We start from the raw sequence: 21,928 nt of genomic DNA, 5'->3' as shown, positions 1-21,928 counted from the left end.
TTGTATCTCATAATGCAAATTCCTTTCTATCCGTTCCTCGTCCATAATTCGTTTCGGTCTTGTGTGTAATGCTTGAACAATTCATTCGTGATTTGTCCAGCTTTCCCAGGAAACGACGATCCGTCCACCTCATGGATGCCGGTAATTTCCTGGACCGAATTGGTCATGAAAATTTCTTCGGCTTCAAGAAGTGCGGATAAAGGGTACCTGCCGATTTCAACAGTAATTCCTCTCTTCTCGCAAAGAGAAAGCACATATTGACGAGTAATGCCATTTAGTATACCCGTATCGACAGAAGGTGTATAAACGGTATTCCCTTTCACCCAGAAAATATTAGAGGTTATTCCTTCGGCAACGTGCCCAAATTGGTCAAGGAAAATCCCTTCAACTGCCGGATTTCCGATTTCCTGCTTAGCCAGAAGGTTGTTCAAGAAGTGATGCGATTTCCACCTTTCACTTCCTTCAGGGCTGTTTCGTCGAATGGTGAGCACACTTGCTTTCTTCTCTTGTAACTCCATCGGCGCTTCAGGCAAGGGACCTCCGTATACAAGAATCGTCGGTTCTTCGAAGGCGAGCGTCCTTAAGGCGGGTTCTCCCTTCCCTGCAGTAACGCTCAATCGAAAGCTTGCATGCTGCCATCCATTTACGTTCAGCAAACGCTCAATAATGGATTGCATGGATGCACGAGTAAATCGCTGGTTTATATGGACTTCTTGCAAGGCTTTGTTCAAACGATCCAAATGATCATCTAGTAAAAACGGGTGTCCATCATAAATACGGAACGATTCAAAAAAACCGATCCCATAGAGATAACCATAATCAAACGGGGAAATGGCCGCTTCCTTGTCCTTTACAATGTCACCATTCAGGTAGATGAACATACCAATTCACGTCCATATTCAACAATGAAATTCTTAAGGAGCTGCTTCCCGTTTTCCGTCATGATCGATTCCGGGTGGAACTGTACTCCCTCTATCGGTAGGGTCTTATGACGGATCGCCATGATTTCACCTTCAGCTGTCTCTGCAGAAATGTCAAAGCAAGAAGGTAGTGTCGCTCGATCAACAATCAATGAATGATAACGTGTTGCAGTGAGGCCATTCGCCATCCCTTTGAAAATGGTCTTCCCATCATGTTGGATAGGGGAGGTTTTTCCGTGCATGAGTCGTTCTGCACGAACTACATCTCCGCCGAAAACCTGAGCGATGGATTGATGTCCTAGACACACCCCGAATATCGGTATTTTGCCAGCGAAATGTTCAATTGCAGTCAGGCTGATGCCTGCTTCATTCGGACTGCACGGTCCCGGCGAAATCATCAAATAGCTTGGATCAAGCTTTTCAATCTCTTCAATTGTAATTTCATCGTTCCGTTTCACGATCAATTCTTCTCCAAGCTCTCCCAGGTATTGGACAAGGTTATACGTGAAGGAATCGTAGTTATCGATCATGACAATCATTTGCTACACCTTCTTCATTGGTTGTTCACTTAAGGTTTTGGCATGCCACAATGCTTTTGCTTTCTTCAGACTTTCCTTGAATTCTGCCTTCGGATCAGAATCGATGACAATTCCTGCTCCTGCTTGGACATGGGCCATGCCACCTTTACATATCATTGTTCGGATGGCGATATTCAGTTCAGTATCTCCGTCGAAGCCGATCCAGCCGATTGATCCTGTGTATACGCCTCTTCGGACAGGCTCTAATTCCTCTATGATTTCCATCGTCCTTACTTTCGGTGCACCTGTAATCGTACCACCAGGGAAGGTAGCCTTAATCAAATCCGTTGTATTACGGTCATCTGCAAGCTCGCCCCTTACATTTGAAACGATGTGCATCACATGGGAATACTTTTCTATGACCATGAATTCATTCACGTCGACAGTACCATAACGGCATACACGCCCAAGGTCGTTCCTCTCCAAATCCACAAGCATGACATGCTCTGCACGTTCCTTTTCGTTTTCAATCAAGGTTTTCGCGAGAGCTTCATCTTCTGCAGCGGACTTGCCGCGTGATCTCGTTCCTGCAATCGGTCTTGTGCTCACCTGTTTTCCTTGTTTTTTGACCAATAGCTCTGGTGAACCGTTGACGAGCTGGAACTGGGGCGTATGGAAATATCCCATATATGGAGATGGGTTGAATTCCCTTAGTTGTTCATAGATCTCAATCGGTTCAGCGTATAAGGGCTGGGATTGTCGAACAGATAAGTTCACCTGAAAGACATCACCACTTCGAATATACTCCTGCACTTGCTCGACGGCTTGCTTGAAAGCCGCTTCATCCATTGAATAGTTCATCGGAGTGGCAGACTGCATATCTGCATCATTACGTTTGGACACTTTTTTCTCCGCAACTGGACTGAACCAGCGGGATTCCATCTCTTCAAGCCTTTGATTTGCCTTCAAAGGCTCCATTTCGTCGGTATGGGTGATAAACGTAAGCTTGTCTTGTTCTTTATCAATGACAACGAAATCCTCAAAGATCATGAAATAAAGATCTGGCATGTCCATATCATCTTCCGTCTGCTCTGGTAGCTTTTCAATTTGGCGAGCCATATCATAGCTGATATATCCGATCGCTCCACCTTTGAAATCCGGAAGGTCTGCTGACATTGCTGTTTCGTGTACAATCTCATAGGATTGCAAATAGTCCTGAAGGAGCTCCAACAAGTCTCCTTCCATTCTTTCAATCCTTGGGTCTCCTTCAATTTTCATCTCACGGTCTTTGCCGATTAAGACGACACGGGGAGATGCACCAATAAAATGATAGCGTCCTCCTCGACCACTTTCCAACAGGACATGATGAGTATGATCCTTTATATATGAGCGATAGTTTCCAAACCAGTCCTTTTGGTTAAGATCTATCGTTTTGGTAGTACGATATTTTTTGACCTGATGCATTGAAGTCCTCTCCTGACGTTCATTTTCCTCTTTCATTGTACATGAACAAGGAAGGGATGACACGTAAAAACAGCCTCCATTTATTTACATTCAGCAAGTGAAGTGATCCACACTTCCGAATCAATTAAAAAAGAGCTGACGATTGTCGTCAGCTCTTCCGTATATGTGTTCATCATTCCTGTTCGAATTGGTAAAGAGGTGTACTTAAGTAACGTTCACCGTTACTTGGAATAATAGCGAGCACTTTCTTCCCTTTACCAAGTTCTTTTGCGACTTTCAGTGCAGCTGAGATAGCAGCTCCTGATGAGATTCCTCCAAGAAGACCTTCCTCTCTTGCCGCTCTTCTTGCACACTCAAAGGACTCATCCGCAGTGATGGTAAGTACTTCATCATATAGGGATGTATTCAATATGGAAGGTACAAAGCCTGCACCGATTCCTTGGATCTTATGTGGACCTGGCTTTCCACCTGATAAAACCGGGGAATCCTTCGGCTCCACTGCATAAAGCTTGATGTTCGGATAGTGTTCCTTCAAAACCTCACCAGCTCCGGTTATCGTTCCACCCGTGCCGATTCCCGAAACGAATGCATCAAGCTGATCACCCATTTGTTCAACGATTTCTTTACCTGTCGTATCTCGATGGATGGCAGGGTTTGCTTCGTTTCTGAATTGTTGAGGCATGAAATAACCTTTTTCAGCAGCAAGCTCTTCTGCTTTAGCTATCGCACCTTTCATCCCTTCTGGTCCAGGAGTGAGAATGAGCTCCGCCCCATAAGCACGAAGTAGGTTTCGACGTTCTAGACTCATCGTGTCTGGCATGACGAGAATTGTACGGTATCCCTTAGCCGCAGCGACCATTGCGAGCCCGATGCCGGTATTTCCGCTTGTCGGTTCAATGATGGTGTCGCCTTCTTTCAACGTACCGTCTTTCTCCGCTGCTTCCACCATCGCAAAGGCGATCCGGTCTTTCACACTACTCCCAGGGTTCATGAATTCAAGCTTCAAATAAACGTCTGCGTCCTCTTCACCCGTTAACCGATTCAATTTTACAACTGGCGTTTGTCCAATCAGGTCTACAATTGAATTTCCCACTCTCATACCTTTCACTCCCTAATTCTCAGTATTTTCATAGGAATACTGTACACAATCATAGCATTATCAGAATTTTTATTCAATTAATTCGACCCGTACTCCCAGCTAACGTCCACTTCATCCCAGAGTTGTTTAGGATCGAAATCGGAGCCCAGTTGTTGTATCGCAATTTGCCTTTTGATTTGACCTTTCACTTCTTCATACGTGTAACGGGTACCTTCTTTGGTGTCATGAAGATAAACGATTCCATAACCCTGTTGGATCTCAATTGGCCCCCTCCACTCTCCTCTACCCATATCACTGAGTTCTTCAAAGTAAGCAGGATCGACATAATTACTGTTTACGTCTATCCAACCCATTGCTCCCCCACTAGGAGCTGAAAATTCGTCGATAGACCGCTCTCGAGCAAGTGTGGAGAAAGACGAGCCACTTTCTAGTTCTTGCATGATTTGCTCTGCCTCATCCTTTGTAGGGACGACGATTTGTGATATGTGATAGAGTGGTTTCAAATCATATAGGTGTTGATTCTCTTTATAATATTTACGCAAATCCTCTTCTTTGATGACGACATCTTTTGTAATCAATTCTTCAAGCAATATGGCATGTTCGATTTCTTTTGCCAGCTCTTCATCATTCATCCGATCGATATCAGGATGTTCGTATGCATCAGCTCCTGCTCCGACCATGCGATGGTAAAGGTCGATTTCCCGCTTCAATTCCTTCTCTGAAACACGTATCTCGTGCTTTTCAGCGAGTTGAGCAACAACCTTTTTGTTGATCATTTGTGTCAGTATTTCTTTTCCGTAACGTTGTTTCAGAACCTCGACCCATTCTCGTTCGGAAATTGATTCCTCTCCAACCTCAGCCACATGACTGGACAAGAGAAAGTCGCCCTTGTCATTCGAGGTGAAATAGATGAGCGTACCGATGTTGGTAATCAAGAGAAACGCACTAACACCGATCAGCCACTTTGACCTCATCCATTGTTCTCCTCGTGTGCTTCCGTTAATAATTTCTCAAGATCTTCTTTGGTATAATGATAGGATTCATTGCAGAAATGACATTTCGCGTCCGCTTTTCCATCCTCCTGAATCATTGATTCAATCTCCTCTACACCTAAACTGATGATGGCATCTGCAAAACGTTCACGTGAACATGTGCATTTGAATTGAACGGGTGAAGTTTCTAATATCTTCACATTTTCTTCTCCGAGAACGTTGTGAAGCAGTTGTTCAGGACTGTGGCCAGCTTCGATCATTTTGGACACCGGATCTAAATTTTCGAGTCGTTTCTCGATAAAGGTGATCATTTCATCCTGAGCACCTGGCATCACCTGAATGACAAATCCGCCGGAAGCTAGAATCGTATTATCTGGATTGACCAATACCCCAACTGCTACTGCGGAAGGAATCTGTTCGGAAGAAACGAAATAATACGTAAAATCTTCTCCTAGTTCTCCTGAAACAAGCGGCACTTGTCCAGTGAATTTATCTCGCATACCTAAGTCTTTTACTACGGAGAGGTGTCCATTTCTGCCGACAGCTCGAGCCACGTCCAGCTTCCCGTGTTTATTCAAATCAAAGTGGACTAATGGATTCGAAACATAGCCCCTTGTGTCTCCGTTCATGTTTGCATCAACGATGATGACACCAATCGGTCCGTCACCTTCTATTTTTACTGTTAATTTGTTTTTTTCACCTTTCAGCATCGACGCCATCATTGTTGAGGCGGTCATTGCTCTCCCTAATGCCGCTGAAGCAGTCGGTAGTGTTCCTTGGCGGCGTTGTGCTTCTTTAATCATTTCCGTTGTATCCACAGCAAAAGCACGGATATCTCCGTTGAATGCCAATGCTTTGACTAGATAATCTGACATGGAGAATCTCCTTTCTTAATGTACATCTTTATTTTTTTGATAAATCAATTGTAGACCTTTTAAGGTTAGGAATGGATCAACAACATCGATAATCGATGATTCTTCTCCAATAAGATGGGCCAGTCCACCTGTAGCAATGACCTTTGCATCCCTATCCGCTTGATCCTTCATACGCTGCACGATCCCTTCCACTTGACCGACATATCCGTAGAATATTCCAGCCTGCATCGCACTTACTGTATTCTTTCCGACTACATGATCAGGTTTTGTAATTTCAATCCTTGGTAGTTTTGCAGCGTTTGTATAGAGCGCTTCGGTTGATATCCCAATCCCCGGAGAAATCGCTCCACCTAAATAATTTTTCTGTTCATCTATATAACAATATGTCGTTGCCGTTCCAAAGTCGACAATAATCATCGGACTTTTGTATTCATGTAATGCAGCAACTGCATTAACAATTCGATCGGCACCGACTTCTCTCGGATTTTCTGTTTTGATATTCAAGCCTGTCTTAATACCAGGTCCAATCACCATTGGTTGGAGGTTGAAATACTTCTCACACATTTTCTCCAACGGAAACATGAGCGGCGGAACGACTGAGGACAGGATGATGCCATCGATATCCTTGAAACCGAGCCCTACATGCGTCAACAAATTGGAGATGAACATTCCGTATTCATCTTCCGATTTTTTACGGCTTGTCCCTACTCGCCAGTGATATTTCAACTCATCCCCATCATATACACCAAGGACGATATTTGTATTCCCTACATCCATTACTAGAATCATGCTAATCCCCACTATCTATACCATTTTCTTTAGTTATAACACAAAACAATCGATGAAAACATGGATTGACAAACACAGTATCGTAGAAGTGTTGATATTGAACGAAAATAGAAGCCAAGGCGTCCGCCAGGAGGTTCAACATCTACAACAATCTTTAACTGAGCCAAGAAAAGAAAAGGATGCCCGTTGTGGACATCCTTCCTTATTTCATGATTCTTTATTCATTATTGTTCGAATCGGAATCGCTTGAATCCTCATTAGTAGAGTCTTCCTTCTTATTGATGTTGACTTTCACGTCATCATCAGAAGAAGTGTTCTTCTTAGGTGCCTTATACCCTTCTGGCATTTCACCTTTTTCATATAGTGATTTAATTTGTTCACTATCAAGTGTTTCGACTTCCTTCAATGTTTCAGCGATTAGGTTGAGTTTATCCTGATTTTGAACAAGAATTTCTTTACAGCGGTTATAAGCTTCCATGATGATCTTCTGAACTTCAAGATCGATTTCATGCGCAATCGCATCACTGTAGTTTTGTTCATTCTGAATATCTCTACCAAGGAATACATTTCCTCCCTGGCCTTGACCGAACTGCATTGGTCCAAGCTTTTCACTCATACCGAATTCCGTTACCATACGACGGGCGATACCAGTCGCACGCTGGAAGTCGTTACTTGCACCCGTACTGGATTCACCGAATGTGATCTCTTCGGCAACCCGGCCACCGAGCAATCCTGTGATCTTATCAATCAGTTCAGGCTTCGTCATGAAGTAACGGTCTTCTTTCGGAAGTGTTACCGCATATCCACCCGCTTGGCCACGTGGAACAATGGTCACTTTGTGAACGACTTCTGCGTTATCGAGCACAAGTCCAATCATCGTATGACCTGCTTCGTGGTAAGCAACGATATTCTTTTCCTTATCAGAAATGACACGGCTCTTCTTCGCTGGACCAGCAATGACACGGTCCGTCGCTTCATCGATGTCTTCCATGTCTACTTTTTTCTTGTTCTGACGAGCAGCTACAAGGGCCGCTTCGTTCAATAGGTTTTCAAGGTCTGCACCAGAGAATCCAGGTGTTCTCATAGCAATCGTCTTCATGTCGACCTCATCAGCGAGAGGTTTGTTTCGGGCGTGTACCTTCAACACCGCTTCACGGCCTTTTACATCCGGGCGTCCGACTGGAATTTGACGGTCAAAACGTCCTGGACGGAGTAAGGCTGGATCTAGGATATCCGGTCGGTTTGTCGCAGCGACGATGATGATTCCTTCATTCGCACTGAAACCATCCATTTCAACAAGCAATTGGTTCAATGTCTGCTCACGTTCATCGTGTCCACCGCCAAGTCCTGCACCACGTTGACGACCGACAGCATCAATCTCATCGATGAAGATGATACAAGGCGCATTCTTCTTCGCATTCTCGAACAAGTCACGAACACGTGATGCACCGACACCGACAAACATCTCAACGAAGTCTGAACCACTGATTGAGAAGAACGGAACACCCGCTTCTCCAGCAACCGCTCTTGCTAATAACGTTTTACCTGTACCAGGAGGTCCGACAAGAAGGACACCCTTCGGAATACGGGCACCAAGCGATGCGAACTTCCGTGGGTCTTTCAAGAACTCAACGACCTCAACGAGCTCTTGTTTCTCTTCATCAGCACCTGCAACGTCTTTAAATGTCACTTTCTTCTTCTCTTCACTATAGAGCTTCGCTTTACTCTTACCGAAGTTCATCACTCGGCTTCCGCCACCCTGAGCCTGGTTAAGTAAGAAGAAGAATAAAATGAATATGATGACAAATGGAATGATGGAAGTGAAGAACGTAACCCATCCGCTCGTTCCTTCTGCTTCCTTGATCTCGACATCCGCATCCTTCACCTGTGCAAGAACATCCTCACTCATGGTAGGTGGTATGTTCGTCGTAAAGGTTGTCTCGTCGTTATACGATTTCATTTTTCCTTGAATGACATAGACCTGGTTCTTCGGTTGCATCGTGAGAGACGCAACTTCACCTTTTTCTAGCTGATCTATGAATTGATCATATCTTAATTGTTTAACGTCATTGTTATTGCCATTGAAGAAACTTACAATCCCAACAACGACAAGGAATATTAATAAGTAAAAGATTGTATTTCTAAAGATGCGATTCATCCCTTACCTCCTCTCGCATTCAAACAAATCATAAATTATAGTACCACATCTGTTCATTTATTCACAACAATTCAGCTTTACTAATCCTGGTAGATTTCAGGCTTCAATACCCCGATGAATGGAAGGTTCCGATAACGCTCTGCAAAGTCCAAACCATATCCGACCACAAACGCATCAGGGACGATGAAACCAGCCGTGTCAGGTTTCAAATCCACTTTTCGACCAGACGGCTTATCCAGAAGTGTAACGATCTTGATGGATTTAGCCTTACGGTGCTTGAACAGCTCGATCAGATAATTCAAGGTCAGTCCGCTGTCAATGATGTCCTCAACGATGAGTACATCTCTACCCTCCAACGAAGTGTTCAAATCCTTTACTATTTTGACTTCTCCAGATGAAACGGTTGAATTTCCATAGCTTGATACATCCATGAAGTCAAGCTCGACGTGAATATCCATTCGTTTCACCAAGTCCGCCATAAATGGTAAAGCGCCTTTCAGAACACCGATGACAAGTGGAAATCGGTCTTTATACTCTTCTGAAAGCTGTGCTGCAAGCTCATGAACCTTAACCTGAATTTCCTCTTCGGAAATCAAGATTTCTTGCATATCATTTCTCATAAGTATGTAATCCTCCTAGACCTCATGCGTGATATTTTCAAAATATAAATAAAGCCGTTCACCATCATTTGGGGATACAGCAGGAAGTTCGGCATGTTTGATACCTGGTATCCAAATGATTTTTCCTGTCGAATCAACAACAATCGGCCAAATGTCTCTAAGATGTCTCGGTAATTTAGCGTCGATGAAAACATCTTTTAACTTTCGGGAGCCTTTGACCCCTGCTGGGTGGATGCGGTCACCTGCTTCTCTAGTTCTGACATAGAGTGGCAACTGCACTTGGGAAGTGTCAAACACTAAGTAATTTTTCCCTCTTTTACCGATTTTAATTCCCTGTTCTTCCATAAACCCGAGATTCCCTACCGGAAGCTCATAATGCCCACCCGGGCGTAAGGTGTATGTATAAGGTGAATTGTCTTTCGACTGTTCAAACGAAAAAAGGCATTCGTCATAATTCCGTCGAACGGTCAAACCATCTGGTAAATGAAGGGATCCAGAAGGGTTGCTTGAACCGATCAGATCCAAACAATTCTTGATGTGAGTAGACAGAACACGATTTTGGCTTGTCTTATAAAGATAGTTTAATATTAGATGAATCATTCTTCTTTGTAAAGGAATTGCCACTTGAAGAAAGCGATGGACGGACAATGTCAATTGATTGTCACACTTTTTCAAAATAACATTGTCTAATTCGTCACTTGCCTGCTCCCTCAAATAACGTTCATCCTCTTCAAGGAGCTCACTAATATTCTGGAAGCGCTCGTGCACCTGCGGGTTCTCTTCCTTGAAAAAAGGAAGAATGCTCTTTCGGAAACGGTTACGGGTGTACTTTAGTTCCGTGTTACTTGGATCGATCCGATACGGAATCTTTTCTTCCTTACAATAGTGGAGAATCTGTTCCTTCGTAAGGGTCAGGAAAGGTCTGATGATTTCCCCAGATGCAAATGCACGACGTGATGGAATCCCAGATAGACCTTTGGTGCTTGTTCCCCTTACCAAATTCATCACCATCGTTTCAACCTGATCGTCCCCATGGTGGGCAAGAGCTAAGTAATCTGCTTGATGCTTTTTCATCACTTCCTCAAAAAAACGGTAACGGACATAACGGGCAGCATGCTGTGGGGATTCGCCAGTTTCTTCTATATATAAAGGAAGATTCTTCTGTTCTTGCTCGATCTGAATCCGATGCTCTCTACAATAGTCAACTGTGAACCGCGCGTCTTCTTCTGACTCCTCTCCTCTGAACATATGATCCAGGTGAGCGGCTATGATTTTAATTTGCCATTCATCCTGCTTATGGAAAAGGTAATGAAGCAGAGCCATAGAGTCCGGTCCACCGGAAACCCCAACGACCACAGTCGTCCCCTTTCTCAATAGCTGATTTCGGTCAATGAACTTGTCTACCTCTTCAAGCATGGAGGATTCTCCTTCAATACATTGATCCATGCTCTTCTTTATAAAGGAAGTTCTATGATTTTAAAAAGAAGGCATGACTGATGTCCATTATAACATGCTGTTCTAAAATACCTGACTCATCAGATAGACGACATAGAATACGAACAAGAACAAGAAAATCAGTATTGATTCTGTATATCGCAAGCGTTTCTTGATCTTCTTTTTTTGCTGCTGGCGGGCTCTTCCCATCTGAGTGTTTGAGGGCTGAGCAGGGCGTGGGTGAGCTCTCCTTGCCTTTGGTTGAACAGAAGATTTAGTAGAATAATGTTTCAATAGATCATTTCTCATCTCTTCTGCCGTCTGATAATGACCGTGTAAGGCTTTATGAAGAACCGGTTTGAACTTTTTCAGCCATCGATTGTGATCGATGACCTTCTGAAGCTGATTCCATCCTCCTTCTTTTTTATCAAAACGAGAAGGTACTGCGTAATTCATCATGATCATCGCCACTGCAAACAAGTCATAAGACGGTTCTGCACGCCTTGAGCCCATCCCCCAATAGCCACGATCGAAGAACTCTGTATATTCCTTGATCGCCCTGCCGATCATCGTCGTTCCACCTACATCCAACCAACGGATCTTAGGGGGAGGACCAGAAACAAGGAGATTATCAGGCTTCAGGTCTCCGAAAACCCAGCCAGCCCGATGAAGTTCAGCTAAGTCTCTTAATAATTGAAGAATCAGTATGCCCATCCATTCATCTTTTCTTTGTTTCATGAATGCAAACAAGGACTCTCCTTGCACGTATTCCATTACGTAAAATGGAAAGATTCCTTTGTTCGTACTCCAATCATCCATTTCGATGAAAGAAGGTCCAAGTGTTTTTCCCTGGACCTTCGACAAGTGCTTCAGAACGTTCACTTCGGAGGTGATGGACAGTGTATCATGGCTGACCTTCACGGCAACCTTCGAACGGTCAGACTTGGCCAGATAGACAGTTCCTGTTGCACCGGAACCAAGCTCACGGAGGATGATATAGTGGTTCTGATTCCATTTCCCTGTAACCTGGTCTCCAGGCGAGAGCTTAACTTCCGGATTCTTCGATGTATTCATCCGAATCACCAAGGAACTTTCTTCTCGAGCTGCTCTCCGGGAATAACTCTAAGACTTCTCTTAAGGCAGGTCCTGTCGGCGTAATTCCGCCAGTCGTGATTTTTTTGAATGTCTTTCCTAACGTATCAAGCTGAGGTGTCCAATCCAGAAGGCGTTCAATTGAGTGGCGCTTACCTGGAAAAGCATAGATCGCAAATCGATTGCATCCACTCCTCGAATTCAATGATATGGATAGATCGATCAACGATTCTTGTACAGTTGGCAGCTTATCATCCATACTTGCAGAAATGTCAACGAGGATCATTACCTCAAGGTCGACCGTTTCGCCGATTTCATCGACGACTTCCATAACTTCTCCCCTCTTATCAGGTGGAAGGTCCTCCATTTGTCTGTCTTCCCCAAGTATATGAGTGAGTTCTTTGTTGATCAGGCCATGAATGGTTTGTGTCATAGCCTTTTGAGTGACCATTTTGACGGTTTGCGCCAATTGATTTGCATATACGATTTGACTGACTCCACCACCGCTCATGGCGATGTCTTCTACTTCCTTCAAGCCGTGCTCGCCATACGCTTCGTTCTTCGATAGAATACCGATTACATTGATTGCGACACCCTTTTCCCTCGCCAGTGCAGCAATCGCAACCGGGTCTTCACCATGGTTTGAACATCCATCTGTGATCAATAAAATCTGTCGTAAAGTGCCTTTACTCATATGAAAATCCCCTCTCGCAGTTTGTTACTACCATGATGGTCAAGCAAGAGGGGATTTATACTAGATTGAATGTCTCGTCCCTTGATGTCGTTTTCATAGAAATGTCGACATATCCATAGGGAGGTTTTATCCTGATAATCAGCCAGTATTCTTTGTATTGTTTTTATTTTGATAACGGATTGTTGACCATTTCGGGATATTGCGATTGATTTTCGTTACCACGACCGTCATGTCATCTTCGATCCGACCTCGATCGGTCCGGATCACCTCTTCAAGCAGCAGGTCCGCGATGATTTGCGGATCGTCTGAATGGATTTCTCTGATTTTGCGTTTAATCCATGCCTCTTTATTCTCTACATTCTTAGGCCCTTCGAATATGCCGTCACTCATCATGACCAGGAAGTCTCCAGCCTTCAATTGATCACTGACAACCTCCACATCAAATTCTTCAATGATGCCCATCGGGAGATTGCTCGCTTCAATCATCCGAACCTGATCTGCCCGTTTCACAAAACTCGGACTCGATCCGATCTTCAAAAATCGCACTGTTGCATTTTGGAGATCGATCATAGCCAAATCGAGTGTTGAGAAAATTTCATCTGTCGTCCGTAATGAAAGGATGGAGTTGACCGATTTGATCGCTGTCGTCTCATCAATTCCTGATTGGAGGATTTGTTGTAACAGCCTCAACGTCTCGTTGCTTTCTAGATGCGCCCGTTCTCCGTTCCCCATCCCGTCGCTTATTGCAACCGCATATTTCCCGGCACCGAGCTCAATCATGGAATGGCTATCTCCTGAAACCCAGGCTCCTCCTTTAGCCGCACTCGCAACCCCTGTTTCAATTACAAAGTTTTGTGAAGAACGGAACACGACATGACAATACCCGTTCGGATAGGCTGCACATTCTTCCGTTTTGACCACGATCGCTTCATCCAGGATATCTGATAACAACGGCGCGATGACTTTTTCAGATTCTCCTCTTCCGTTGCAATAAGGGATGCTCATCTCAATATCGATGCTCCCTTTTTCAAGTGAATAGATTTCAATGTTTCCGACTTCCAACCCGATGTCATCCAACGCTTCCTTCACTTGCTCTTCTTGGATCTGATGGTTCTCCCTTTCTCTTTGAATCTCCTTTGCGAAGTTATCCATCACCTGTGATACGCCGTGCAGCTGTTCCGCCACTAATCTTCTGCTTTCCTTCACTTGTTGCTTGAGCTTGATATTCGCATGGTATTGACCCAGCTCATACTGGATCGTATCAATCACTTTCTTTGAACGTACACAATGTCGTTCCCAATCCTTTTGGAGCTGACGATCCTTCAGATTTCCATTCGGAGTCGTTTCAGTCATGATGTTCGCCATATAATCATATGTCTGATCAAAATGATTCACCCAACAATGTCGTTTCTTGAAGCAATTTTGACAGGTCTTCTCTGTCACGTTACTGAGGAACATGTCCAGCTCTCGTTTCCCTTCCTCTTCCATCATCGTTGTCGCACTGGTATTTGAAAAGCTATTCGATAATGCCTGGAACAGATGTGAGAATTGCTCCACTCGGTTTGCGGTCACATCTCTCACTTTCCTCAAGTATTGTTGTTGCTCCTGTGAATATTCTTTCGTCCCAGGTATGTACCGGGATAATTTAGAAATGGCATTGTTCGGTGTAAGCAAGAAGATTGCTACTGCTGCACATGATTCCAAGAAACTGGTATATAGAATCCCTGTTTCGCCACCATATAGACCGATAAGCAACGTACCGATGAACAAGCCTACACTGACCCCGATTTTTCGACCTTCTTTCAGTAGACCTCCTAATAAGCCTGAAAAAGCGAGCAAACTCATTTGATAGAGGCTTGCGATATTAGCTAATCCAAGGATCAACCCTGTAACGACACCTACGGTAGAACCAATCGCCGTTCCCCCTACGAAGGCGAAGATCAATACAAGATATCGTGAAAGGATGTGCTCCATGGATAGATCGTACACATGCCATCCAATCGTACCGGTCATAACGGATGCCAGGAGGATGATGAAACAGACGATCTCTTCGTTCTTCAAGGAATGCTGAATTTTCTTCAACGAAAGCAGTGGGATACTTTGTAAGAATATCAATGTAAGAACACTGCTTAAACCAGCTTCTATTGAAACCATCAACATTGTACCAGTCGTGATGGGTTCAGACCCGAACGAAAGTAAGGCCATCCGGGTGATGAAGCTGGCGGCTAATACCGTTATCGGTAATAGTTTATAACTTGGTTTTGCGAGATTTGTAAGAAGGGTATGCAGAACAAAAAACACCGCTAACCCCAATGAAACAAATAATCCTGTTTGATCAAAGGTGGTCAGGGCTCCAGTCAGGACTGCTACCGCAGCGACTCCTGCCCTCTCCCTTTTCAGCGAAAGAACGACTCCGAAGAAAGGGATGGCAAAGGGTGAAAGCTCAGAAAGTATAAGAGCTCGACCAAGCAAGAAGCCTGTACAAAACAACAGCAAGCTCCAGTGGAGGAGAAATCGTTTCACCCGTTGTTTCGTTTCTTTCATGTACATAAACATACTTTTCTTAAACCGATCTACCACGACGAATTTCCGCAGTATAGGGTTACTTTGTGATCCTACCTTTTGCATCATCCCCGCACCACCTGTTAATAGATTTGGTGTTGTCTATTAAAACACACATTTCTCTCATTTTTTGTCAAACCATCAGGCAGAGGTCATAAAACTTATCGACGGGTTACGATGCCGGTTGTCAATATGATTCAATTTTCAGAATTTTATGTAATGTCTTTTACCATAAATCAATCGTTTGCTGTCAATCGGATTTGAATTCGCCTATGAAAGGGGCACGTTTATTTACTAGGTTGAGCGCATAAATAAAAAAGCCGCCCAACAAAGTTGGACAGCTTGTAGATTGTATGTAGTGGTGACCCCTACGGGATTCGAACCCGTGTTACCGCCGTGAAAGGGCGGTGTCTTAACCACTTGACCAAGGGGCCTAAGTTATTTTGTGATAGTAGAAGTGTTTATTTTTAATCTCAGATAAAAATGGTAGCGGCGGAGGGGATCGAACCCCCGACCTCACGGGTATGAACCGTACGCTCTAGCCAGCTGAGCTACACCGCCACATGCAGTTTGTCTTAAAGACACAACAAGAATAATACAAGATATTCAGGAGAACGTCAATACTTTTTCATAAATTAATTTTCCTATATACGGAGGATGAACAATTATCTTTAACAGAGCATAACCAAAAAAAGACTGACATGATGTCAGTCTTTTTCTTGTGCTTAATTCGTCCGATCAGAGCGGTTTTTTTACTACAATCGGTAAGCAGCAGATAGTGAATTACCCTCGGCGTGCACCGCGACCTCCACGTTTCGATTCAGTTTGTCTTTTGAGCGTAGATAAACGATCTTCACTATCCTTCAGGAAACGATTCAGCTTATCTTCAAATGAAACAAACTCATTGTTCTGTCTACGAGGTTTACCTCCTCTTCCACGAGGACGGTCAGGTCTTTTGTTCGGCTTAGATAGCTGTTCTTTCGCTTTTTTGATGGATAGCCCGATCTTACCATCGTTATCAACATTGATAACCTTTACTTCTACTTCATCTCCGACGGATAAATGCTCATTGATGTCTTTCACATAATTGTCGGCAACTTCACTAATGTGGACTAAACCGGTGACACCATCTGGCAGCTCGACAAATGCTCCAAAATGGGTAATACCTGATACTTTTCCCTTCAATTTGCTGCCTACTTCAATTGTCATTGTAAAAATTGCTCCTCCTTAAAAGTATGAATGAATCAAATTTATTTTATTATACATGCCCGAAAATCCAAGGTCAACGAGACTCTTCCTTCTTCTTTGGCAGTTTGAAAATCGTCTCTCCTGGTTTGGACATATTATAATCTCTGCGGGCGACTTCTCCGATATAATCAGGGTCTTGTAGTTTATTCACTTCTTCGGTTAATTGTGCTTTCTCATTCTTCACTTCTTCCAGACGTTGTTCAACCTTTTGCTTCTCTTCTTTCTTTTCCGCAATGACAGAGGCTTGTGAGGTAAGTGTAGTAATCATGACGGCAAACATGATGACAACCAATACACCGAAAACAACCAAACGTCGCACTAACCCTTTTTTCCTTCGGCGTGCTCGTTCGCTTTTCAACTTTTCTTCATTCATGAAGTTTTCGTTTAAGGCCGTTACTTTATCATGTCGTTGCACCATCCAGGACCTCCTTTACCGTCTGAATTTTCCAATCCAATCTTTCACCATATTCGTTGGCTTCTTCAAAATTCCTGCTTTCCCTTTTAGTTTTGTACCGATATTTATCGGAATCATCTTCCGTATTCGTTGAAAGATGAAGGAACCGATTCGTTTAAAAGGAAAAAGAAGAATACCTGAAAGGAATAGAAGGATGGATAATAGTAGACTACCTACCATTTTACTCAAGGTAAGAAGGAGTTTCAATATAACTTTTACCGGTTGGATGAGTAGAATGAAAATGATATTGCGTATGATCTTGTAAAGACCTATGACAATTCTGATCAATCGTTCCAACAGCCGCTTGTAGATACTCTGGAACAGGCTTTGATACGCAGCAAATCCACAGAGTAAAGCCAAAAAGATGATAACGCGCACTTCACCATGATTCACTTGGAGTAAGACGTAGAAGATCAATAAGGCCTGAAGGATCCAAAAGATAATATCATTGATGAACCTCAGCCAGTTCCATTTTTTATTTCTAGGCAAGAACCTGTGATACGTGTCCATAGCGATTCCGATCCAGATTCCACTGCCAATCATCGCCAGGATGGTATAAAGTTGCACATTCAATGTCATTTAAACAACTTGCTAAAAAATCCTTTAGCTTTATCCCCTTGTTGTTGGTCGAGATAGACAAGGTCGAATACCTTCCCCTCGATCGACACAAGTCCTTGTTCAAGGTTAAGATTCTTCATCTTTAAGTTATAACCACGTATTGCAAGAAAGCCCATTGACGTTTCGAGAAGAAATTCTTCATTATCAAAGCTTTCAACCTGTTTAACCCCTGTAATATCGAGCGATTTCCGGCCTCTCATCTTTATGTCATGATCTGGAGTCGTATTTGATGATTTATCGTAGTTTGGTCCATTGTAATCGTAATATGAATCCATGGAAGCTCCCCCCATACATAGTTTGTACCAATGTATGTAGGTGGGCGGTAAATTAGAACAAGCCTCCGTGAAAGGGTGCGCCAACAGGAGTCTCACGTTCTTTAAAAGTATTGGCTTCGTTTAAGAATGCACAGCTTCAGGCGGACGCTTTCCGCGGGCAACGCTTCAGCCTCCTCAATTTCGTTCCTCAATTTGCGGGGTCTTCAGCTGTTGCTTTTCCCGCTGGAGTCGCCGCCTTACGCTTCTGTTTTCTTAAGATACCAATATTAGAAGCGAACAGGTCCAAAATATTAAAAAGAGATTGACTGACAGCTGTCTATGTTAGACGGATCTGTCGTCAATCTCTTTATCACTAACCCCTATTAACAAATCTCCAAGAAATATGCTGTCGTCCCGGTCAAGCTTCTTCGTTCAACCGTTCTTCGCTAACGACCGTATACATGGATGCAGCATCTTCTTTTTTGGATGTCTCTTTTAAATCATTGATTTTGACCGTTACGATCTTTTGTCCGAACCGGATTTTCAGTTCATCTCCAGCCTGGACGGTCGAGGATGCCTTCCCGGCATTCCCGTTAATCAAGATCCTCCCCTGATCTGAAATCTCTTTGGCGACCGTTCGCCTTTTGATCAAGCGAGAGACCTTTAAGAACTTATCTAAGCGCATTTATTTTACGGCTTCTTTCAACTTGTTACCTGCACGGAAAGCAGGAACCGTTGAGGCTGGAATGTCGATCGTTTCACCAGTCTGTGGGTTACGTCCGGAACGGCTGGATCGTTCTCTTGTTTCAAAAGTACCGAATCCTACGAATTGGACTTTTTCCCCTGATTTAAGGGCTTCAGTGATTTCAGTAAGCAAACCGTTTACAACAGCTTCAACATCTTTCTTTGTCATGCCTTCTTTTTCGGAAATATTGTTGACTAGATCATTTTTGTTCATCTTATGTACCTCCTAATTTTCTAACCATGTTTGATAGACAAATTCGCGTATTCGAGCGCTTCTCTGTCCATTCCACAGAATAAAGTTCTCTATTCTTCAGGATTTTCCTTCTTTTTTGAAAGAATTTTTGCCTTTTCCCACAATTTGTCCATGTCCTCAAGTGTAGCTTGATCAAAAGAGACATCCTTTTTCGCCAGCTCAGATTCAATAAAACGGAAGCGATCGAAAAATTTCCGGTTCGTCCGATTAAGAGCAAGCTCAGGGTCAACCTTATAATAACGGCATAAGTTTACGAGTGCAAATAACACATCACCTAGTTCACTCTCTGTTTCTAGCTCATCTTGATTTTCTGCTGCTTGTTGGAATTCCTCGATCTCCTCTTTAATCTTATCGAGGATCGGGCTGACCTCATCCCAATCAAAGCCTACCTTAGCCGCTTTTTTCTGCAATTTGACTGCTCTCAACAAAGCCGGAAATTGCTCTGTTCCATCGAGGATTGAAGCAGTTTGATCCTCATCCTTCTCACTTTTCTTGATTTCATCCCATGTCGCCTTCACTTGTTCCGCTGTATCAAGAGACTGGTCCCCGAACACATGTGGATGACGACGGATCATTTTCTCATTCAATGCTTGAATCACGTCTTCCACCGTAAAGTATCCATTGTCTTCTCCGATTTGGGCATGGAGCATGACTTGAAGCAATACGTCACCTAACTCCTCTGTCAGATGTTCATCGTCCTTACGATCAATAGCTTCTATGACTTCATACGCTTCTTCAAGTAAGTATTTCCTTAAACTTTCGTGAGTTTGTTTTTTATCCCATGGACACCCATCCGGGCCTCTGAGCGTCCGGATAACATCTCTCAATTGAGAGAATTCCCGAGTCAAATGATCCATCCTGGTTACCGGTTCTACGTAAAGGGCTGTCAGGTTATTCAACTCGACATGACGATCGATCTCATAAAGAGGGACTGAGGTGATTGATTCGGACTCAGAGCCTGCAGCCGTTACGATATGTACGGGATGATCATCTGGATAACGCTCCATAAGGATCAATTTAACATGTGAAGCGATGAATGAATCATAGACTTGTGCAATGATGACGTGTTGTCGAATGTTCATTTGTTCTGCAGTCAAACTTGTCCCATCAAGTAGCTGAAAACCATCAACAGGGTCAATTCGGAGTGCCTGGAACATCGAATCGAGGAAGCTTTGCCCGCCTTTAAATTCTACATTCGTATTGTGTGCGTCCTGTCCTTCAAGCAATAACTGGACAGTCTGCTCAGCAACAAAAGGATGCCCCGGAACGACATACACGATATCCTTGTCTCGAGACTCCTCCCATAACCGTTCGACAATGGATTCATAAACAGAATTGAATTCGGATTCTTGTTCATACAATTCATCAAAGCTTATGAATGATAACCCTTCTGCCTGCAACTCATTGACGACCGGGTGTTCTTTCGTTCTCAAGAAGATATGTTCAGCCTCTTTCAGGTATTTATAAACCCCGAAAGGCAGCTGATTCAAGTCTCCCGCTCCGAGACCGACGACTGTTATTGTGTTATGCATCTTCATCTCTCCTTTCTCTAAAGAACCATTTCGCTAGATACTTTCCTTTTGGCAATAAAATCATCTCTTCATACTTCCATACTTTTTGGTAAATGAGTGCAAAGCCATAGACGACTCCCCCGATAACCGCACTGGACAATGCAATCAATCCAGCTGCCAGACGATCTTCAACAGGAAGGAAGTACAACAAAAACGCTTTCCAAACAAACGTAATACCCGCCATTAAGAGGAGGGCCAACAACACCTTTAAACCGGAAAACCTTTGGAAATGGAATACCCTCGTCAAACGCTGGATCATGAATAGATTACTGCATGCAACAAATGCTGAACTGATGACTGTTGTCACAGCTGCAGCAGTAATGCCGTACAGAGGAAGCAGCCATGCATTCAATGCAGCCTTGACCATCAAGGCAATTAGAATGAAGAAGACCGGATAGGCGATCCGACCAAGTCCTTGCAGAATGGCCGATGACGTTATCGCAAGGGAGCCAAAAAGGATGGCTGCCCCCAAAATGCCAAGCGCCATGGATCCATTCGTGTTTTCGTATAAGAATATATTAGTCGGCACGATGATGACTGCTAGACCGACAGCCGCTGCACCACCAATTATGAAACTGAATTTCAACGATTGGCCCGTCAGCGTGATGATCTTTTCCTTATCTTGAGCATGATTGGATTTGGCGATAAAAGGGATTAGAGGCAGAGCCATTGAAGTAGCCAATACTGTGCCAAGCTGAAGAAGAGGCTGACCTCGATCGAACACCCCTTTATTTACTTTTGCCTCCAATAGGTCCAAACCGCCTGAATGTAAACCCGGTACAACCTGGAGTGCATCTACAAGTGAGAACAAGGCAAACATGACTGCTGTGATACATATGGCAATACCGCCTTTGAATACCTTCCATATCAACCCGAAGGAATGCATCATGACAGAAATAGAGGGTATTTGAAAAACTTTAGGATGTGTTTGGTTTTTTCGTAAATACGTGAGCATAACGATGATCGAAACGACACTTCCAACCAATCCACCGAAAATTGCAGCACTTCCGACTGTGTATTGATCTGCCCCTTCTCCGACAAACCAAATCGTAAGTAGTAGGATGAGCGTTACACGGACGGATTGCTCAGCTACCTGCGACACTGCTGTCGGCGTCATCTCCTTCTCACCTTGGAAATACCCACGGGCAACTGAAAGGATCGGTACGAACAAAAACGCATAGGAAGCCATGCGTAATGGTGTAATCAATAGCGGATCATTCATCGCTTCAGAGATCATCGGAGCCGTTTGATGTAATAGAATGAATGCCAAAAGAAAGAGGATACTGAGACCGAAGAAAACAGTCGTCAATCGATCTTTAACAAACCGTTCATCGTGCTCAGATACCACTTTCGAAATGATGAGAGGAAATCCATATAAACTTAATGCAAAGGCTATCGCATAAAAAGGATAGACTTGCTGATAGACATACAGCCCCAGATCCCCCGCAATATTCTGGTAAGGAATTCGGTAGAATGCACTAAGGACCTTTACGAGCAAAGCCGCACCAGATATGATCATGGTCCCTTTCCAGAATGTTTTCTGCAGATCGGTTTGGTTCAACATCTTGA

The 21,928-nt window shown here is 43.6% G+C and carries 21 protein-coding genes and 2 tRNA genes; all 23 read right to left on the bottom strand.

The genetic code is table 11. From position 1 onward, the window contains the following. Positions 1-26: 26 nt before the first annotated feature. The gene (gene pabC, locus V1497_RS00480) at positions 27-881 is read right to left on the bottom strand and encodes an aminodeoxychorismate lyase (RefSeq protein ID WP_349409089.1); all 855 of its coding nucleotides are present in this window, start codon (positions 879-881) and stop codon (positions 27-29) included. Beyond that, the gene (gene pabA / locus V1497_RS00475; RefSeq protein WP_349409088.1) at positions 866-1,459 is read right to left on the bottom strand and encodes an aminodeoxychorismate/anthranilate synthase component II; all 594 of its coding nucleotides are present in this window, start codon (positions 1,457-1,459) and stop codon (positions 866-868) included. Before pabA ends, pabC begins: the two co-directional genes overlap by 16 nt. A gap of 3 nt (positions 1,460-1,462) precedes the next feature. Continuing rightward, entirely contained in the window at positions 1,463-2,902 is a 1,440-nt protein-coding gene (gene pabB, locus V1497_RS00470; protein ID WP_349409087.1) for an aminodeoxychorismate synthase, component I, read from the bottom strand. Positions 2,903-3,074: 172 nt separating this feature from the next. Continuing rightward, positions 3,075-4,001, bottom strand: a complete 927-nt coding sequence (cysK, locus tag V1497_RS00465) for a cysteine synthase A (protein WP_349409086.1) — start codon at positions 3,999-4,001, stop codon at positions 3,075-3,077. A gap of 77 nt (positions 4,002-4,078) precedes the next feature. Next, a complete protein-coding gene (locus V1497_RS00460) occupies positions 4,079-4,975 on the bottom strand; it encodes a peptidyl-prolyl cis-trans isomerase (protein ID WP_349409085.1) in 897 nt (298 codons plus the stop codon). Continuing rightward, positions 4,972-5,868, bottom strand: a complete 897-nt coding sequence (gene hslO, locus V1497_RS00455) for an Hsp33 family molecular chaperone HslO (protein ID WP_349409084.1) — start codon at positions 5,866-5,868, stop codon at positions 4,972-4,974. Before hslO ends, V1497_RS00460 begins: the two co-directional genes overlap by 4 nt. Before the next feature lie 15 nt (positions 5,869-5,883). After that, positions 5,884-6,657, bottom strand: a complete 774-nt coding sequence (locus V1497_RS00450) for a type III pantothenate kinase (RefSeq protein WP_349409083.1) — start codon at positions 6,655-6,657, stop codon at positions 5,884-5,886. A gap of 217 nt (positions 6,658-6,874) precedes the next feature. Further along, the gene (gene ftsH, locus V1497_RS00445) at positions 6,875-8,815 is read right to left on the bottom strand and encodes an ATP-dependent zinc metalloprotease FtsH (RefSeq protein ID WP_349409082.1); all 1,941 of its coding nucleotides are present in this window, start codon (positions 8,813-8,815) and stop codon (positions 6,875-6,877) included. Positions 8,816-8,895: 80 nt separating this feature from the next. Continuing rightward, a complete protein-coding gene (hpt, locus tag V1497_RS00440) occupies positions 8,896-9,435 on the bottom strand; it encodes a hypoxanthine phosphoribosyltransferase (RefSeq protein ID WP_349409081.1) in 540 nt (179 codons plus the stop codon). 15 nt (positions 9,436-9,450) lie between these two features. Next, positions 9,451-10,851, bottom strand: a complete 1,401-nt coding sequence (gene tilS, locus V1497_RS00435; protein WP_349409080.1) for a tRNA lysidine(34) synthetase TilS — start codon at positions 10,849-10,851, stop codon at positions 9,451-9,453. 102 nt (positions 10,852-10,953) lie between these two features. Beyond that, positions 10,954-11,943 carry a serine/threonine protein kinase gene (locus V1497_RS00430; protein WP_349409079.1) on the bottom strand — a complete coding sequence of 330 codons (990 nt, stop codon included), beginning with the start codon at positions 11,941-11,943 and terminating at the stop codon, positions 10,954-10,956. Further along, positions 11,915-12,655, bottom strand: coding sequence for a hypothetical protein (locus tag V1497_RS00425; protein WP_349409078.1), 741 nt, complete (start codon positions 12,653-12,655; stop codon positions 11,915-11,917). Before V1497_RS00425 ends, V1497_RS00430 begins: the two co-directional genes overlap by 29 nt. A 138-nt stretch (positions 12,656-12,793) precedes the next feature. After that, positions 12,794-15,286 carry a stage II sporulation protein E gene (spoIIE, locus tag V1497_RS00420; protein WP_414703591.1) on the bottom strand — a complete coding sequence of 831 codons (2,493 nt, stop codon included), beginning with the start codon at positions 15,284-15,286 and terminating at the stop codon, positions 12,794-12,796. A gap of 290 nt (positions 15,287-15,576) precedes the next feature. Further along, positions 15,577-15,651: transfer RNA gene (locus tag V1497_RS00415), tRNA-Glu, on the bottom strand. A gap of 50 nt (positions 15,652-15,701) precedes the next feature. Continuing rightward, a tRNA-Met gene (locus V1497_RS00410) sits at positions 15,702-15,778 on the bottom strand. 222 nt (positions 15,779-16,000) lie between these two features. Next, positions 16,001-16,426, bottom strand: coding sequence for a S1 domain-containing RNA-binding protein (locus V1497_RS00405; protein WP_349409077.1), 426 nt, complete (start codon positions 16,424-16,426; stop codon positions 16,001-16,003). Between the two features lie 73 nt (positions 16,427-16,499). Then, positions 16,500-16,883 (bottom strand): FtsB family cell division protein, encoded by a 384-nt coding sequence (locus tag V1497_RS00400; RefSeq protein ID WP_349409076.1) that lies wholly within the window; start codon positions 16,881-16,883, stop codon positions 16,500-16,502. A 12-nt stretch (positions 16,884-16,895) separates the two neighbouring features. Continuing rightward, a complete protein-coding gene (yabQ, locus tag V1497_RS00395) occupies positions 16,896-17,498 on the bottom strand; it encodes a spore cortex biosynthesis protein YabQ (RefSeq protein WP_349409075.1) in 603 nt (200 codons plus the stop codon). Further along, positions 17,495-17,812 (bottom strand): sporulation protein YabP, encoded by a 318-nt coding sequence (gene yabP, locus V1497_RS00390; protein WP_349409074.1) that lies wholly within the window; start codon positions 17,810-17,812, stop codon positions 17,495-17,497. The genes yabQ and yabP overlap by 4 nt, the downstream gene beginning before the upstream one ends. A 397-nt stretch (positions 17,813-18,209) precedes the next feature. After that, positions 18,210-18,476 (bottom strand): RNA-binding S4 domain-containing protein, encoded by a 267-nt coding sequence (locus V1497_RS00385; protein WP_349409073.1) that lies wholly within the window; start codon positions 18,474-18,476, stop codon positions 18,210-18,212. Further along, complete coding sequence (locus V1497_RS00380; protein WP_349409072.1) at positions 18,477-18,749, bottom strand: HU family DNA-binding protein; 273 nt, start codon at positions 18,747-18,749, stop codon at positions 18,477-18,479. Between the two features lie 89 nt (positions 18,750-18,838). Beyond that, positions 18,839-20,320 (bottom strand): nucleoside triphosphate pyrophosphohydrolase, encoded by a 1,482-nt coding sequence (mazG, locus tag V1497_RS00375; protein ID WP_349409071.1) that lies wholly within the window; start codon positions 20,318-20,320, stop codon positions 18,839-18,841. Then, positions 20,313-21,923 (bottom strand): polysaccharide biosynthesis protein, encoded by a 1,611-nt coding sequence (locus tag V1497_RS00370; protein WP_349409070.1) that lies wholly within the window; start codon positions 21,921-21,923, stop codon positions 20,313-20,315. Before V1497_RS00370 ends, mazG begins: the two co-directional genes overlap by 8 nt. Between the last annotated feature and the right edge of the window lie 5 nt (positions 21,924-21,928).

Source organism: Pseudalkalibacillus sp. SCS-8 (assembly GCF_040126055.1).
Classification (GTDB): domain Bacteria; phylum Bacillota; class Bacilli; order Bacillales; family Fictibacillaceae; genus Pseudalkalibacillus; species Pseudalkalibacillus nanhaiensis.
Note: the sequence above shows the minus strand (reverse complement) of the source record. Positions and strands in the feature narration are given on the sequence as shown.